This is a genomic window from Paenibacillus sp. FSL R5-0527 (genome assembly GCF_038008055.1).
Lineage (GTDB): Bacteria > Bacillota > Bacilli > Paenibacillales > Paenibacillaceae > Fontibacillus > Fontibacillus macerans.
In genome coordinates, this window is sequence record NZ_JBBOYI010000001.1 from 5,380,880 (window position 1) to 5,397,304 (window position 16,425).

The 16,425-nt window shown below is 54.5% G+C and carries 12 protein-coding genes and 1 other annotated feature; of the genes, 4 read left to right on the plus strand and 8 right to left on the minus strand.

What is annotated here, in order from left to right; all coding sequences use genetic code 11:
* Window positions 1-422: 422 nt before the first annotated feature.
* Window positions 423-1,592 (minus strand): hypothetical protein, encoded by a 1,170-nt coding sequence (locus tag NYE69_RS23855; protein ID WP_340928166.1) that lies wholly within the window; start codon window positions 1,590-1,592, stop codon window positions 423-425.
* A gap of 439 nt (window positions 1,593-2,031) precedes the next feature.
* Window positions 2,032-3,285 (minus strand): tyrosine--tRNA ligase, encoded by a 1,254-nt coding sequence (gene tyrS, locus NYE69_RS23860; protein ID WP_340928167.1) that lies wholly within the window; start codon window positions 3,283-3,285, stop codon window positions 2,032-2,034.
* A 73-nt stretch (window positions 3,286-3,358) separates the two neighbouring features.
* Window positions 3,359-3,623: a binding site (T-box leader), on the minus strand.
* 130 nt (window positions 3,624-3,753) lie between these two features.
* On the opposite strand from tyrS, the gene NYE69_RS23865 reads away from it, so the two are divergent.
* Window positions 3,754-6,858 carry a penicillin-binding protein 1A gene (locus tag NYE69_RS23865; protein ID WP_340928168.1) on the plus strand — a complete coding sequence of 1,035 codons (3,105 nt, stop codon included), beginning with the start codon at window positions 3,754-3,756 and terminating at the stop codon, window positions 6,856-6,858.
* Between the two features lie 87 nt (window positions 6,859-6,945).
* On the opposite strand, the gene acsA is transcribed toward NYE69_RS23865, so the two are convergent.
* Window positions 6,946-8,670, minus strand: a complete 1,725-nt coding sequence (gene acsA / locus NYE69_RS23870) for an acetate--CoA ligase (RefSeq protein WP_340928169.1) — start codon at window positions 8,668-8,670, stop codon at window positions 6,946-6,948.
* A 311-nt stretch (window positions 8,671-8,981) separates the two neighbouring features.
* Here acsA and NYE69_RS23875 point away from each other — a divergent pair, with 311 nt between their 5' ends.
* Window positions 8,982-9,614: a GNAT family N-acetyltransferase gene (locus NYE69_RS23875; RefSeq protein WP_340928170.1), complete on the plus strand. Its 633-nt coding sequence runs from the start codon at window positions 8,982-8,984 to the stop codon at window positions 9,612-9,614.
* A 30-nt stretch (window positions 9,615-9,644) separates the two neighbouring features.
* Entirely contained in the window at window positions 9,645-10,823 is a 1,179-nt protein-coding gene (locus tag NYE69_RS23880) for an acetoin utilization protein AcuC (RefSeq protein WP_340928171.1), read from the plus strand.
* Here the strand turns inward: NYE69_RS23880 and NYE69_RS23885 are convergent.
* The 4 genes from NYE69_RS23885 to NYE69_RS23900 form a co-directional block, all read right to left on the minus strand.
* Window positions 10,818-11,522: a 5'-methylthioadenosine/adenosylhomocysteine nucleosidase gene (locus NYE69_RS23885; protein ID WP_340928172.1), complete on the minus strand. Its 705-nt coding sequence runs from the start codon at window positions 11,520-11,522 to the stop codon at window positions 10,818-10,820. The genes NYE69_RS23880 and NYE69_RS23885 overlap by 6 nt on opposite strands.
* A 128-nt stretch (window positions 11,523-11,650) precedes the next feature.
* Window positions 11,651-12,655 (minus strand): catabolite control protein A, encoded by a 1,005-nt coding sequence (gene ccpA / locus NYE69_RS23890; protein WP_036621529.1) that lies wholly within the window; start codon window positions 12,653-12,655, stop codon window positions 11,651-11,653.
* Window positions 12,656-12,762: 107 nt separating this feature from the next.
* The gene (gene ytxJ / locus NYE69_RS23895) at window positions 12,763-13,107 is read right to left on the minus strand and encodes a bacillithiol system redox-active protein YtxJ (RefSeq protein WP_328269853.1); all 345 of its coding nucleotides are present in this window, start codon (window positions 13,105-13,107) and stop codon (window positions 12,763-12,765) included.
* Between the two features lie 116 nt (window positions 13,108-13,223).
* Window positions 13,224-13,658, minus strand: a complete 435-nt coding sequence (locus NYE69_RS23900) for a hypothetical protein (RefSeq protein ID WP_328269852.1) — start codon at window positions 13,656-13,658, stop codon at window positions 13,224-13,226.
* A 223-nt stretch (window positions 13,659-13,881) separates the two neighbouring features.
* Between NYE69_RS23900 and NYE69_RS23905 the strand changes: the two genes are divergently transcribed.
* Window positions 13,882-14,424 carry a type 1 glutamine amidotransferase domain-containing protein gene (locus NYE69_RS23905; RefSeq protein ID WP_340930507.1) on the plus strand — a complete coding sequence of 181 codons (543 nt, stop codon included), beginning with the start codon at window positions 13,882-13,884 and terminating at the stop codon, window positions 14,422-14,424.
* Between the two features lie 180 nt (window positions 14,425-14,604).
* Here the strand turns inward: NYE69_RS23905 and ptsP are convergent, their stop codons facing one another.
* The gene (gene ptsP / locus NYE69_RS23910; protein ID WP_340928173.1) at window positions 14,605-16,347 is read right to left on the minus strand and encodes a phosphoenolpyruvate--protein phosphotransferase; all 1,743 of its coding nucleotides are present in this window, start codon (window positions 16,345-16,347) and stop codon (window positions 14,605-14,607) included.
* Window positions 16,348-16,425 lie beyond the last annotated feature (78 nt).

Consider the following 16,425-nt stretch of genomic DNA (forward strand, 5'->3'; position numbering starts at 1 on the left):
ACTTTTTTAGCGTCCGTTCCCGATTTGAACGGCACATTGCGTAAACGGATATCCGGAACAGCTTCGTCCTGTACGTTCAGCCTTCCGACACGCTGGCACTTGGACTGAGACGAAAAACATAAGGACAAAAACGCGCGTTATTCCGGCGATTTATGTCCCTATTTTCCCCTGTCGCAAGGAAAATCCCCCATACCAGACTGTTCATAGGAAAATAAGTACATAAAATGCCGCTAATGGAGATGAACCTGCCAGGCTCCGGATAATAAGGACATAAAGTGCCGCTATTCTCAAAGCTGGCGGGTACTCGTTCAAGTAGCCGGTTGTCAAGTACCATTTCTAGGTTAAGCCGGCCCAAGTCAAAAATCGGCTCGAGCCGGATTGCGCATAAAAACTCAGCCTATTCGCGGTCAAGTAAACTCCGTTTACTGCTCAATACTAAAGCCGTGGAAGAACCCTTTGGCGTTAAAGTAACCCGTTACGCCGGGAGCGCCTTCTTTGGTAAAGATTACCGAATTATGGTAAGAAGACTTGGATGTTTCATCCCGCTTCGGGGTGTAGTCCGACAAATCCAGATTCAGCATCGCTTTAGCCTGCTCTACAGCCGCGTTCTTTAATTCGTCCAACCCGTATCCGTTTACTTTTTCACGGATGGCGTTCGTTTCCTCCTCCGCGTTTTCCTTGCTTACTTGGGAGAGGTCCTTGAGCAGGGACGAGTCCTCCAAGCTCAGGCCGAGCAGCCGGTTGGTCGTTTCTTCAACGTTAACTTTCACTTCCCCCTTATTCGTCTCTCCGTACGTAAAATAGTACACTTTCTTTCCGTTCGGTTTGTTGCCGAAGGTTACGTCAGGGCTTCCCTTCGAGGTCGCTCCGGCGCGGGAAAGGGCCTCGGCCGCCGCCTTATTGATTGCGGCCGGCACTTCTTGCTCCTTCAGTTTTCCGCCGCTATAATCCAGTTTTCCGTTTATCAGATCTACGGATTCTTTTTTACCGTTGGCGGCTGTTATGTTGGTATAATCCAGCCCCGTGTAATAGAAATCGGAATTTGTATAATGAACGAACACCCGCTCAATGCCGCTTGAATCTTTGTTGTAGGCCTGCTTCCAGGCGAGGTCCAGCTTTGCCTTGACGTTATCGTTAAGTTCTTTGTACGAGGTGCTAAGATAAAGATTTACCACCGTACCGTCGCGTTTTACCGTTACGTTTTCGTTAGGGGAAGTCTCCGAGCCCATCTTTGTCTCGCTGATAACGAAACAAACGGCCTCCTCATCGCCAAGCTTTGCGGTTTCCGCCTTGAGGAAAGCAACCGGTTCCTTAACAAACTCTTTGAGCTTCGCTTGCGCGGCGTCGATCAGCTTTTGATCCACGTTGTTCAGACCGGCCGTTTGCCCGGCATGTTCGGTCTTTTCGGCTTGTGAAATTTGTGAAGTTTGTGCGGCCTTTGCGGCTTGTGCGGCTTGTGCGGCCTCTTGCGGCACAGCGGACTTCGCTGCCGGAGCAGCCTGAACAGCCCGCACAACACCAACCGTCCCCGCGCCGGCAATGATTGCGGCCAGTGCGGCCGTACTCAAAACCTTGTAAAAATTGTGTTTCATTTTATCTTTCCATCCTTCCGCCTATTTTTTAGTGTCTTATATTCCGATCGGTCGACACATGGCGTAAACGGATGGGCCTGCGAAAAAGTTTTAAAAACCCAAATTTTTTTCCAAAAAAGTAATCGTGGCCGTTCTTAAGACATCACGCCAGAATATATAAACTCCACGGATTAAGGTTCAATACTAAAGGAACGAAACTCGCCCATACTGTTAAAAGAACCTAATTCCTGCAGGCAAACCATAAAAATAGGCGATTTTAAAGGAAGGCAGGTTTCCGTGAAAGCCGAAATTCTCATTAAGTAAGCATTAAAACTCAGGAAATTCGGCTCATGATTTTAAATATCGCCGCCCTCTTAGGTCATAGAAAAAAAAGCCGGAGCAATTCGCTCCGGCGTTTCTATAATGTGTATATCTTCCAAACGAATGAGTTGAATTCTCTTTACTTCACCGTCAGCTTGGCGAATTTCCGCTTTCCCACCTGAATGACTTCCCCGCCGGACAAAGCGACCTCCGCGTTCGGGTCGGTCAGCTTCTCTTCGTTAAGTTTAACCGCCCCCTGCTGGATGCTGCGTCTCGCTTCCCCGTTTGAGGCGGCGAAACCGATCAGCGTCAGCAGCTTGATCAGGCGGATTTTCCCGTCCTCCAGCTCTCCTGCGGGGATCTCCTTCTCTTCGATATCCTCCGGCAAAGCCCGCTGCTGGAACACCGTTACGAAATGCTCCTGCGCGGCATTCGCCGCATCTGCGCCATGATACATCCGGACCAGCGTGAACGCTAGCTTCATCTTCGCGTCGCGCGGGTGGACGCTGCCCGTTTTAAGGCCTTCCGCAAGAGTCTCCAGCTCTTCTCCAGGCAAATCCGTCACCAGCTCGTAATATTTCAGCATCAGCTCGTCCGGCACTGACATCGCTTTGCCGTAGATTTCGTTCGGCTCCTCGTCGATGCCGATGTAGTTGCCAAGGCTTTTGCTCATCTTCTGCACGCCGTCGAGACCTTCGATAATCGGCGTCATAATCGCGATCTGGGTATCTTTGCCGTATTCCTTCTGCAGCGTCCGGCCCATCAGCAGGTTGAACTTCTGGTCGGTTCCGCCAAGCTCGATGTCGCTCTCCAGCGCCACGGAGTCCATCCCCTGCATCAGCGGGTAGAAAAATTCGTGAATGCTGATCGGTTGGCCGCTTTGGTAGCGTTTGGTGAAGTCGTCCCGCTCCAGCATCCGGGCTACCGTCACTTTGGCCGCCAGCTTGACGACGTCGGCAAACGTCATCGGAGCCAGCCATTCGGAGTTGAAATGAACCTGCGTTTTTTCCGGATCCAAAATTTTAAAAATCTGCTGCCGGTACGTTTCCGCATTCCGCAGCACATCTTCCTCGGTCAACTGCTTGCGGGTTTCCGATTTGCCGGTCGGGTCGCCGATCCGCCCCGTAAAATCCCCGATGATGAGGTGGACCTGATGGCCAAGCTCCTGAAATTGGCGCAGCTTCTGCATTACAACCGTGTGCCCGACGTGAATATCGGGGGCCGACGGATCAAGCCCCAGCTTGACCTTAAGCGGCGTTCCGGCGACGACCGATTTCATCACCTTTTGCCTCAGTTCATCCTCGGGGACAATCTCGACGACCCCCCGGGAAATTACTTTCAACTGGCGCTCCACCTCTGCCTGCTGCTCAGGCGTCAACTCTTCCCATTTCATAACAAACACTCCTCCAGCTTCAAAATTGGAACAACCGTCAAACCCGTAAAACGCAAAAAAAGCTCCTTCCGTCCCAAGGGACGAGAAGGAGCGCTCGCGTTACCACCCTAATTAAAACCGCGTTAACCCGCCGCAGGCCGCAGCAAGCAAACGAAACGGTTTTCACTTCATTCCTATAACGGTCATCCCGGAACCGGACTACTTGCGGCTTAGGGCCGCGTTCCCCCGGACGGCTCCAGACGGTAATTCAAAAGGGATCCGCCCATTCGGTTCGCAGCGGCCACCGATTCTCTGAGCGGCGGGATTCCGCTTTCTACTAAGTCTTTCCACGCCTTTGACGATATGCATTTAAATTATTTTATAACATAATCCCGTTTACGAAGTCAAACCTCAGCCAAATAGGATGAAAAAACAACCAATAGACCATTTTTATGCTATAATGTTGCTGTTTATAAAGGAGGATCATTGATGGTTCATGATAACGAAAACAACTCCGGCCAGCAAAAAAAGCGCAGGTCAAAGAGCGACAAACCGGTTCGGCGGCGCAGGAAAGGCCGCTGGATCTGGGCGACGCTAGGCTGGCTCGTTCTCCTTGGATTTGCGGGAGTTCTGTTTGCGGGGGGCGCCGTGTTCGGTTACGTCTCCTCGATCGTCAAGGACGATCCCGTGCGGTCGCGGGCCGACATTGAAGCAAAAATCAATTATAACGAGATGACGGGGTTCGCGTATTTCCGCGACGGGCAGGCGATCGGCCAGCTTCGCTCGGAGGAAGACCGGCGTCCGGTCACTTACCAGCAAATCCCCCAATCGGTCATCGATGCGGTGATCGCGATTGAGGACAATCATTTTAACGAGCATATCGGGGTCGACTTTAAAGGAACGCTCCGGGCCGTAAAGCAGAGGCTGCTCCATGAGAGCGTACAGACCGGCGGGAGTACGCTGACCCAGCAGCTCGCGCGGCGCGTCTTTCTGAATTTGGAACGCACGGAAGACCGGAAGGTCAAGGAAATACTGCTGGCGCTCCGGCTGGAACGTTTTTTATCCAAGGAAGAAATCATTACGGCTTATTTGAACAAAGTTCCTTTCGGCAACGGATCGAACGGATACCAGGTCTACGGGATCAAGGCGGCGGCCAAAGGAATCTTCAACATCTCCAATCTGGAGGACCTGAACATCGCGCAGACCGCTTATTTGGCCGGACTTCCGCAGCTTCCTTCCTCCTATTCGGCCTTTAACGGCAAAGGGGAATTTAACGAGGAAGCCTTCGGAAGAGCGATGAAGCGCCAGCAGCTCGTACTGCAGCGCATGCTGGAAGAGAACAAAATTACCCAGGCCCAGTATCAGGAGGCGCTGGCTTTTGATCTGAAAGGTTCGCTGGCGCAGCAAACCAAAAAAGCTTACGACACTTACCCTTATCTGATGCTGGAGACGGAACGGCAAGGCGCTATCGTGCTTGCGATGCTGCGCAATCCGGAGCTGACCAAGGAACAGGCGGCCAGCCGCCCGCAAATTCTCGAGGATGCCCGGCAGGAGCTGTTGACCGGGGGATACAAAGTGTATACCACGATCGATAAGCAGGTATACAACTCGATGCACAAAGTGTCCGAAAATGCGGATAATTTTTCGCCATACAGTGAGAAGAAAGGGCTGGAGCAGGTTGCGGCAATGATGCTCGACAATGATACCGGCGCGATTTTGGGCATGATCGAGGGACGCGATTTCTATACGGAGCAAATGAACTATGCGACGCAAATGAAACGGCAGCCCGGCTCCACGATGAAGCCGATCGCCGCTTATTTGCCGGCGCTTGATGCGGGCTTAGTTCAGCCGGCCAGCATCATCGACGATTCGCCGATCATCCTGCGGGATTACCAAAAGGGGTATCACATCCCCGTAAATTCCAGCGGCGGCTACAAAGGCCTGGTTACGGCGAGAACGGCGCTTAACGAATCCCGCAACATCCCGGCGCTCAAGGTGTTCAACAACATCGTCGGGATCGACAAAGCTTGGGATTTCGCGAAAAAACTCGGGATCACCACCCTCGAAGACGAGGATTACAATGCGCAAACCGGCGTGCTCGGCGGTCTGAAATACGGCGTTACCGTAGAGGAACTGACGAACGCCTACAGCGCGATCCCGAACGGCGGAAAGTTCGTCGACGCCTACATGATCGAAAAAATCGTCGATGCCAAAGGAAAGGTCGTCTACAAGCACAAGAACGAACCGAAGCAGGTGTTTTCCGAGCAAACCGCCTATTTGATGACCGATATGCTGCGCACCGTCATTCGGGACGGGACGGGCAGTTCGATCAAAAGAGACTTTAAAAACTACGGAAAAATTCCCGTCGTCGGCAAAACCGGCACCACGCAAAATTACGCGGACGTCTGGTTTATGGGCTACTCGCCGGACGTTACGCTCGGCGTATGGATCGGCTATCGCGATTCCGTAAACACGCTCTCCGATGCCGGTAAATCGCGGGCCCGGAAAATATGGTCGCTCGTCATGAACGAGGTCACCGCAAACGAACCGGACCTGTTTGCCACGAAGGAATTCAAAAAGCCGGACGGAATCGTCACCAAAACGGTCTCCGGCTATAGCGGCAAACTGCCGACCCAATTGACGCAGCAGGCCGGCAAGCTGGTGACGGATATCTTCAACGCCAAATACGTCCCGACCAAATCCGAGGACGTTCTGGTACGGGCGAAATATGTCACCTACGATGGGGTGAACTACGTTCCCCTGGAAACGACGCCGTCCGATATGCAGCGCGAAAAAGTGGTCGTTCGCCGCGAGAAGCCGATCGCCGAGCTGGTGAAAGAGCTGCAGAACGCGTTTTCCGTCATGAAGGGCAGCCACAGATCGCTGAGTTACTACATGCCGAGGGACGCCGGCGAGGACGCGCCGTATAAGCCTGACCCGCGCACCGACGACGGTAATGCGCCGGCGTCCCCGGGGGGCGTCGCGCTCAAGATAAACGGAAGCACGGCTACGGTAACGTTTGGCGCGAACAGCGAAAAAGACGTTGTCGGCTACCGACTGTACCGCTCGGATGACGGGGTGAAGTTCCAATATACCGGCAAAGCGGCGCTCATCGGCGACGATTTGTCGATCACCGACGCCAACGCCGCCGGCCCGGCCACTTCTTATTACGTTACAGCCGTGGACGTAGCCGGCAAGGAGTCGGAACCTAGCGCGGTTGTCGGTTTATTGGGAGGCATAAACCCGGACGGCGTTACGCCTCCGGACAGCAGCGGCGAAACGCCGGAAGATGGGGGAACGGCCGGGGAGAACGGCACGGACGGTTCGCTCCCCGCTTCTCCCGCTCAGGTGAGCATTAAGAAGGACGAAAGAGGGTTTACGGCAAGCTGGGAAGCCAACCCGGCTCTGGACCTCGTCACCAGCTATAACGTGTACGTGTCCGATGCCGCGGACGGCACGTATTCCAAAGCCGGCTCGACCGCCGATACGCAGTATTCTTTCAAAACCGACTCCGGCACCGTCTGGGTCAAGGTTACGGCGGTGAACGTGCTGGGCGAATCCCCGGCATCGTCTCCGGTGCAGTACAGTAAATAAGCTCTGGCGCCAAAACCAGATAAGCAAGGGAAAGCCCCTCCGAGCGCTCTTCGGAGGGGCTTATTGCATCTAGCGGGAAAACCCGCTTTAATCCTCAATCGTCGATAAATCCCCGGCCGGGAGGTTAAGTTCCCAAGCTTTTAACACGCGGCGCATGATTTTGCCGGAGCGGGTTTTGGGCAATTTGTCTTTAAATTCGATTTCCCGCGGCGCGGCGTGGGCGGACAGCCCTTCTTTGACGAATTTGGCGATTTCCGCCTTCAGTTCCTCGGAAGGCGCGAACCCTTCGCGCAACGATATAAACGCCTTGATGATCTCTCCGCGCACGGGATCGGGCTTGCCGATCACGCCGGCTTCGGCCACGGCCGGATGCTCGACCAGTTTGCTCTCGACCTCAAACGGCCCAATGCGCTCCCCTGAGGAGTTGATAACGTCGTCAATCCGCCCCTGGAACCAGAAATACCCGTCCTCGTCCATATACGCCGTATCCCCGGAAATGTACCACCCGGGAATCCGGAAGTACTCTTCGTATTTCGGCGCGTTGTTCCAGATCAGCCGCATCATCGACGGCCATGGCGTGCGGATCGCCAAATTGCCCATCCGGTACGGCGGCAATTCCTTGCCGTTATCGTCAATGATCGCGGCATGGATGCCGGGAACCGGTTTTCCCATTGAACCGGGTTTGATTGGCATCGACGGGTAATTGCAGATCAGTTGCCCGCCCGTCTCGGTCATCCACCACGTATCGTGAATCCGGCGGTTGTATACCTTCATCCCCCAGCGGACAACCTCGGGGTTGAGCGGCTCGCCGACGGACAACACGTGGCGCAGCGAAGACAGATCGTATTGCGTGATGATGTCCTGTCCGGCACCCATCAGCATGCGAAAAGCGGTCGGCGCGCTGTACCAGACACTCACTTGATATTTCTGAATCGTCCTATACCAGTCGGCCGGGCTGAAGCGTCCGCCGCGGACAACATTGGTCGCCCCGTGCAGCCAAGGAGCGAAAATGCCGTAGGACGTGCCGGTCACCCATCCGGGGTCGGCCGTGCACCAATAGATATCCCCTTCTTTCAAATCGAGTACGACATGGCCGGTATGATAGTGCTGAATCATCGCATTGTGCACATGGTAAACGCCTTTCGGCTTGCCGGTAGAACCGGAAGTATAATGTAAAATGAGGCCGTCCTCGCGGTTCACCCATTCGATTTCGGCCTCGGGGGAAGCCGCCGCCAGCTCGGATTTCCAATCAACGATTCCGGGTTCCGCGGCTACGTTGTCGCCGACGACGAAGATCGTTTTCAGCGCCGGCAGCTCCTCCCGTTTGACGCGGGGCAGCAGCTCCGGCGTCGTAACCAGCGCCACCGCTCCGCTGTCCTCCAGCCGGTCTTTGACCGCCGTCTCCATAAAAGCTTCGAAAAGCGGACCCACCACGGCTCCCACCTTGATAATCCCAAGCACGCTGATGTAAAGCTCGGGCGACCGCGGCATAAACACGAATACCCGGTCCCCCTTAGCGATCCCGTATTTGCGCAGCACATTGGCGCAGCGGTTCGTCTGCTCCCGCATCTGCTCAAACGTGTAGGATTCTTCGCGGACCGGATCGCTGAACAAGAGCGCCGGCTTATCCCCCTTCCCGGCATCGACATGGCGGTCGATCGCCTCGTAAGCCAAGTTTACCCGGCCTGTAACATGCCAGGAAAACTGCTTTTCCACATCGTTCCAATTAAAATTGGCGCAGGCTTCTTCGTAGCTGTTCATGTTGGACGACGGTACACCCGCCGCAATGATTTCCCCTTGCAGTTGACTCATCGTTTCATCCTCCTTAATCTTTGTAAATAAGAAAACAGTAGATCAAAGTTCATGAAAACGGATACACAGGAGCGTAAGGTAAATCTTTTGCTTCAGCTTTTGTTGACGGGCAGGCATCCGTTCTAATCGAAAGAAACGGGGAATAAAACTTCCGAACCGTTTGTCAAGATCAACCGCCATATTAACAGCCTTGAATTGTGAAAATTTTATGTCGGAGAACATTATATCACAGGTTTTTCGGCACAGGCTACACTTTTCATTTTTTCATTTTTCTGTTATAAGTGAGGTGAACGAGCAAAGGAGGCGGCAAAATGGAACACCGCAAAACCTATATCCGCCATACCCTGCCCTACCATGAACGCGAAATGATCGTGGAAGGTCCCGTTACTCCGTCCCATCTCCAAACGCTGCGGATGCATCCGGATCTGGACGCTTTTAGGAAGCCCGAGGATCAGCACGCCGCTCTGGTCGAAATCGCCTCACTCCCGGAAGGCCGGATCATTTTGGCCCGGAGCGAAGCGACGATTATCGGGTACGTTACTTTCCATTATCCCGACGAGCTGGAGCGCTGGTCCCAGGGGCGCATGCCCGACCTGATCGAACTGGGGGCCGTCGAGGTGGCCGATGAATACCGCAGCGCGGGACTCGGTTCGAAAATGATCCGCACCGCTTTCGAGGATGGGCAAATGGAGCGGTATATCGTGTTTACGACCGAATATTACTGGCATTGGGATTTAAAGAACAGCGGCCTCAGCGTTTGGGATTACCGCAAAATGATGGAACGGCTTATGAAGACGGTCGATATGGTCTGGTACGCGACCGATGATCCGGAAATTTGCTCCCATCCGGCCAATTGCCTGATGGTCCGGATCGGCAAGGAGGTCCCTTTATCCTCCGAGGAACAGTTCGACCGCATCCGTTTTCAGCAGCGTTTCATGTATTAGCAAGCATCAATAAGGAAGGCGTGTGATTCCATGCCTGGAAGCGCTTTATTTATTCACCATGAGCAAGAGCGGAAATACCGGTTTCATGACCGGCACCCGTTCCATCCGATCCGCTTGGAAATAACCATGGATTTGTTAAAAGAGGTTGGCGCCTTGAAGCCGGATCATCTGCTTCGGCAGCGTCCGGCAACAGAGGAGGAACTGCTGTGGGTTCATCAGCCCGCATACGTGGAAGCCGTAAAAAACTTAAGCCTGACTCCGCCCGATCCGGCCTGGGTCAGCCGCGCCGAGCAATACGGCCTGCTGGATGAAGACACCCCGTACTTTGCCGGGATGCACGAGGCGGCGGCCTGCATCGCAGGCGGTACCGTAGCGGCGGTTGAAGCGGTGCTGTCGGGGGCGAGCACGCATGCCCTGCATTTGGGCGGCGGGCTGCATCACGCCCTTTCGGCTAAAGCCGCGGGCTTCTGCGTTTACAACGACGCCGCCGTGGCGATTTCCTACGCCCGCCGCCGTTACGGCGCGCGCGTGCTTTACGTGGACACGGACGTCCACCACGGGGACGGGGTGCAGTGGAGCTTTTATTCGGACCCGGAGGTATGCACGTATTCGATCCACGAAACGGGCAAATACCTGTTTCCGGGGACCGGATTTTTGCCGGAGCGCGGAGAGCACCAGGGCTATGGCGCGTGCATGAACCTGCCCCTGCAGCCGTATACCGAAGACGATTCGTGGATGGAGTGCTTTGAACAGTCCGTTCGGCGCCTGGCCGGTCATTTTCGCCCGGATCTGATCGTCAGCCTGCACGGCTGCGACGCCCATGCGCTGGACCCATTGTCCCATATGCACTGCAGCATGGCGATTTACCGGCGCATGCCCGAAATCCTGCACGAGCTGGCCCATACGTACTGCGAAGGGCGCTGGGTCGCGGTCGGCGGAGGCGGCTACGATTTCTGGCGGGTCGTTCCGCGCGCCTGGAGCCTGCTCTGGCTTGAGATGAGCGGCCACCCGCTAAAGGAAACCTTAACGCGGCAGCCGGACGCCAGACTCCCGGAAGCCTGGATAAAGCGTTGGCAAAGCCAAACGTCCTTTTCGCTCCCGGACGCCTGGCTGGACGACCTGTCGCATTGGGACGGCATCCCCCGCCGGGCGGAAATCACGGCCAAAAACCGCGAGACGCTCGCGGTTGCCCTGCAGGACTATTTATAGATGCTGCACCATATCGTTTAAGATTTCAAACGAACGCTGCGCGGCCAGCTTTGTAAACTCGGCGAAATTCACGTCCGCCGAACCGTCCGCTTTATCGGAGATGGAGCGCAGCACGACGAACGGCACCCGGTTCATGCCGCACACTTGCGCAAGCGCGGCGCCTTCCATTTCCACGCAGGCGCCTTCCATCTCCCCGTACAGCACCGAGCTGACGAAGCCGGGGTCGGCGATAAATTGATCGCCGGACAGCACCCGGCCGACGATGTATTTATGGTCCCGGCACAGCCGGGCGCAGGCCTCTTCGGCCAAGGCGATAAACGCCGGGTCCGCGGGAAAGTCGGATACTTCCTGATAAGGCACGCTTCCGCGCGGGTACCCGAGCGGACTTGCGTCCATATCATGCTGCTGGCAGGAAGATGAGATGACGATGTCGCCAACGTCCAGATCCGGGTGAACCGCTCCGGCCACGCCCGTAAACCATATGGCGCCGGCCTCAAAGCGGTCGATCAGCAATTGCGCCGCTAACGCCGCATTGACTTTCCCGACCCCGGATTTGCAGACGACGACGTCCTTGCCGTGCAGACTTCCTTTCACAAAGCGGATGCCCGCGATAACGGCCGTTTCCTGATTTTCGACCCGCTCCAGCAGCAGGGCGATCTCTTCATCCATGGCGCCCATCAGACCAATCGTTTTAGCCATGCTTATCACTCCTTACACCAAGTATCCCCCAATACTCAAAAAAGCTCCTAAAAAGGAGCTTTTCCGTCGTATAACCTTTTTCATATATATTTTTTCTGTGTCTTATCTCTCTCTACAAAGAAAACACATTACACGTGGCTGACCGACAATCGCAAAATCGTCTCATGCGGCAAAATCACGCGAGGATTCTCCACGTTCTCTTTCTTCATCAGCTTGGTCAGCAAACGCATCGCCACCGCACCCAAATCATACATTGGCTGGGCGACGGTTGTGAGCTGCGGACGCACCATCGAAGCCATGCGAATGTTGTCGACGCTGATGATCGAAAAATCGTCGGGAACCTTCAGCCCCTCATCCTGAATGCTGTGAATCGCGCCGATAGCCATTTCGTCCGTTGCCGCAAAGATGGCCGTAGGCCGTTTCTTAAGCCCCAGGAAATACTTCATCGCTTCCACGCCGGATTCGTAACGGTAGTTGCCGATCCGCACCAGGTCTTCCTGGTATTGAATTCCCGCCGTTTCCAACGCGCGCTTGTAGCCCTGGAAGCGGGCATAACCGTTCGCCGGATCCTGCAGGGTTCCGCTGATCATCGCGATATCCCGGTGGCCATGGCGGATCAGCGTGCTGACCGCATCAAACGCAGCCGCTTCATGGTCGATATCCACCGAAGGATATTGCCCTTTCTCATCGCTTGTCGCGCAAAGCACGATCGGAACCGACGACGTTTGAAACGCCTGAATATGCTCGTCCGTCACGGTGCCGCCCATGAACAGGAGCCCGTCCACTTGCTTCTCAAGCAGCGTGTTGATGACGCGGATCTCCTTCTCCTTGCGCTTGTCGGCGTTACATAAAATAATGTTATAGTGATACATGTTCGCAATATCTTCAATACCCCGGGCGATTTCCGCAAAAATCGAATTCGAGATATCGGGGATCACCACGCCTACCGTGGTGGTCTTCTTGCTGGCGAGACCCCGCGCGACCGCGTTTGGACGGTAGCCCAACCGTTCGATCGCTTCGTATACCTTTTTCCGGGTCTGCGGTTTCACATTGGGGTTGTTGTTGACAACCCGGGAAACCGTGGCCATCGAGACGCCTGCTTCACGTGCCACATCGTAAATGGTAACCGTCACAATCTTCTCTCCATTGCCATAGATTTTCACTCGTTCTTCCGGTAAAGTTCCAGAGTTCAATTAAATTTATGATACGACAAAATACTACTTTATGCAATGACAACGCTTCAGACTTTCAGAATTCCCTGCAGCGCCGCCTGTGTAATGCTTGAATGGGAAGTGTGCCAGACGGCTTGTCCGTCCTTTACCAATATAGCCTGTGGGGATTCGTGTTTGACGCCCAGCCGCTCGGCGGCCTCATTCGACACAGCCCGATCTTCAATGACATATATCAGCCCGTATGTAACATCTTCGCGCGGATTGCCGTTCAAATAGGCTTCCGCTTCCCGGAGCGCGCCGGCGCTGATGGGACAGCGTGTACTATGTTTGAAGAGAAGAAGCGGCCCGCTTGCCGAAGCCTCAAGCGCCTCATGGAGCTGCTCGGGCGAAGTTATTCTGATCCACTTGGACATGATCGTTCCAACCCCTTTTCAATAACACTCAGCACAGGTTCTTTTGATATATTATCAAAAAGGGAAATAAAAATACAACCTGAAATGAAAAAAACGTGAAAATGTCAAAACTTTGCTTAAGAAAGCTGACGATTTTTTATAAATTTGGACAATTGCGCCAAACGTTGGGAAATATCGTCCATCCACGCCGTATCGCCCAGATTTTTTGCACAGCCGAATAAATCCAGCAGAAGGTTGATCCTCTCCTCGCATTGCCGCTCGAGCAGGGCTTCAAATGAAGATGTCTCCATCCGGTTCCACTGGCGGTATATTCCGAAAATCAGATCGGCCAGTTCATTCCGCTCGGTAAAATCGATCCGCTCTTCCGCCCGCTCCCGCTTAAGCTTGGCCAGCATGTCGGTTAAATCCGTTTTCACTTCCGGCAGCACTTCGTAATAACTGCAATCTTCGCATTCATAAATCGGAACCCGGTTGATTTCATAGATTCCTTCAAAAATAACCAGTCTGAAACCTAGATTCATCATTTGCCCGCAATGACAGTGCTTTCGCACGGTACCCACCTCATCTTAATCTACTACATTTTAGTTGCCGCGATGAATAATATATATATTCGACCTTCCCGAGGTATCTCCTTCCATTAGCAGAACATACTTATATTTACCATCCATGGAAAGTGTTTTGGAGCCTCTGGGCATGAAAATACTTATCATTTTTGATACAATTAAAATATTGAATGGGAATTTCGTCAAGGGCGCCAAATGATAGGAGGAGATGATTTTGAGACTTACTGGTAAAAAGATTATTGCTTTGGTAGACGAAGAATTTGAGGATCTGGAGCTCTGGTACCCGGTCTATCGCGTTCGCGAGGAAGGTGCGGAAGTCCATCTTGCCGGTGCGGAGAAAGGCAAAAAATACATAGGGAAGTACGGCGTCCCCGCCGAAGCCGAACTTTCCTATGAGGAAATCGATTCCAGCCGGTACGACGGCATTCTCGTTCCCGGAGGTTGGGCTCCGGACAAGCTGCGCCGGTACGGGAAAGTGCTGCAGATCGTCCGCGAGATGAATGACGCGAAAAAGCCGATCGGCCAGATCTGCCACGCCGGCTGGGTGCTTGTCTCCGCCGGAATTTTAAAGGGCGTGACCGTGACCTCCACCCCGGGGATCCGCGACGATATGGAGAACGCCGGAGCCGTCTGGAAAGATGAACCGGTCGTCGTCGACGGACATATTATTTCCGCCCGCCGTCCGCCGGATTTGCCGGAATACGGGAAAGCTTACGTTGATGCGCTGGCCGCGGCGGCCACAGCCGGAAACTGAAGTGATGAACACTTTAGATTCCGAAAAATCCAATAGATTGATGAAAATCGCACGTTAATCTGAACTCTCAACCGCTGTATTTTTCCAATTCTATTGGATATATCCAATGAAAAACCGACTTACTAAAGAAAGACCAGTAAAGCGCGGGGGCGCTTTACTGGTCTTTTTGCGCTTAAAAGCTTATTTGCCAAGCCGTTCCTGCTCCAGCTGGCAACCGAAACGGACGAGTTCCGCTTCGATCTGGTCGCTGGTCGGCAAGCGGTAGCAGGCAGCGCCAGCCTCCCGGCTTTCCCCTGCATAACTATTCAAAATGCGGTGTTTTACCCGGAGCAGCGACTGCGGCGACATGCTCAAATCGCTGACCCCCAGATGGAGCCACAGCGGGACCGCCTTCTCGTCCCCGGCCATTTCGCCGCAGACGCTTACCGGAATCCCCGCCTCCTTCGCGGCTTGAACGGTTTGCTTCAGCATGCGGAGAACGGCAGGGTGATACGGGTGATACATGTGCGCGATTTTCTCGTTCATCCGGTCCACGGCCAGGACGTATTGGACCAGATCATTGGTGCCGATGCTGAAAAAGTCCGCTTCCTGGGCCAGCAGATCGGCGATGGCCGCCGCCGCCGGAACCTCGATCATGATACCGACCTGAACGCCGGGATCAAATCTAAGGCCGCGGGTGCGCAAATCCTGTTTGGCCTCCTCCAAAATCCGGTTGGCGGCCCGAATTTCCTCCAGGGAGGAGATCATCGGGTACAGGATTTTCACGTTGCCGTAAGCGCTGGCGCGCAAAATCGCGGTCAGTTGGGTTTGGAACAGCTCCTTGCTGTCAAGGCTGATGCGGATCGCCCGATACCCGAGCACCGGATTGTCTTCTTCCGGCAGTTCGAAATATTCGAGCTGTTTGTCGCCGCCGATATCCAGCGTCCGGATTACCACGGAATGCGCGCCGGCTTTCTCCGCCACCTGCCGGTATACTTCAAATTGCTCGTCTTCCCCCGGGAACGAGGCCCGGTCCATGTACAAAAACTCCGTACGGAACAAACCTACGCCTTCGGCCCCGTATTTCACCGCCAGCTCCAAATCTTTGACCGAGCTGATATTCCCCGCCAGACGCAGGCGGACACCGTCCTTCGTTACCGCTTCCACCGCCGCCAGCAGCTGCAGCTGTTCCTTCCGGCGGCGCTGCTTCTCGGCGATCTCGGTGTAGCGCTTGACGATGTCCGGACCGGGATTAAGATATACCCGCCCCTCGTCGCCGTCAATGACCAGCAGATCGCCCGTCTGCACCGGTTCCGCCAGTTTATGCTCAAGTCCGGATACAAGCGGGATGCCCAGAGCCCGGGCCATAATGGCGGAATGGGACGTTTTGCCGCCGGCCATCGTCACCATCCCCAGCACATTGTCCGGGTTGAGGTGCACCAGCTGGGACGGGGACAGCTCCTTGGCCACCAGAATATACGGCTGCGTATCCGCGGGCAGCGTAATGTCCGGCGTTCCGAGCAGATGCTTAAGCAGCCGGTTGCCGACGTCCTTGATGTCGAGTGCTCTTTCTTTCATATACTCATCGTCCAGCAGATCAAACATCGTGACGAAATGATCGATCGCTTCCTTGACGGCCACCTCCGCCGCCTTGTATTGCCTTTCGATAATCCCCCGGATTTCGCTCATAAAAACAGGATCTTCCAGAATGGCCAGATGGGCATCGAAAATCCCCGATTCCTCCGCGCCGACCGTTTCCTTAATTTCGTTCTTCAGACCCTCGATTTCGGTTTTGGACGTCCGTATGCCTTCGTACAAACGCTCGAATTCCATGGCGAGATCCACCTTATCCATCCGCCGATCCGGCACATCCCATTCCCAGGCGGGCAGCACAAAAGCTTTGCCGATAGCGACTCCCGCTGCTGCTCCGATCCCCTGTATCATGTAGTGACCCCCTATGTCCTGCTTTGAAGTTCCGGTTTTCGAAACCGCGGTTCCTTTATAGGATACCCTCTCTCTATT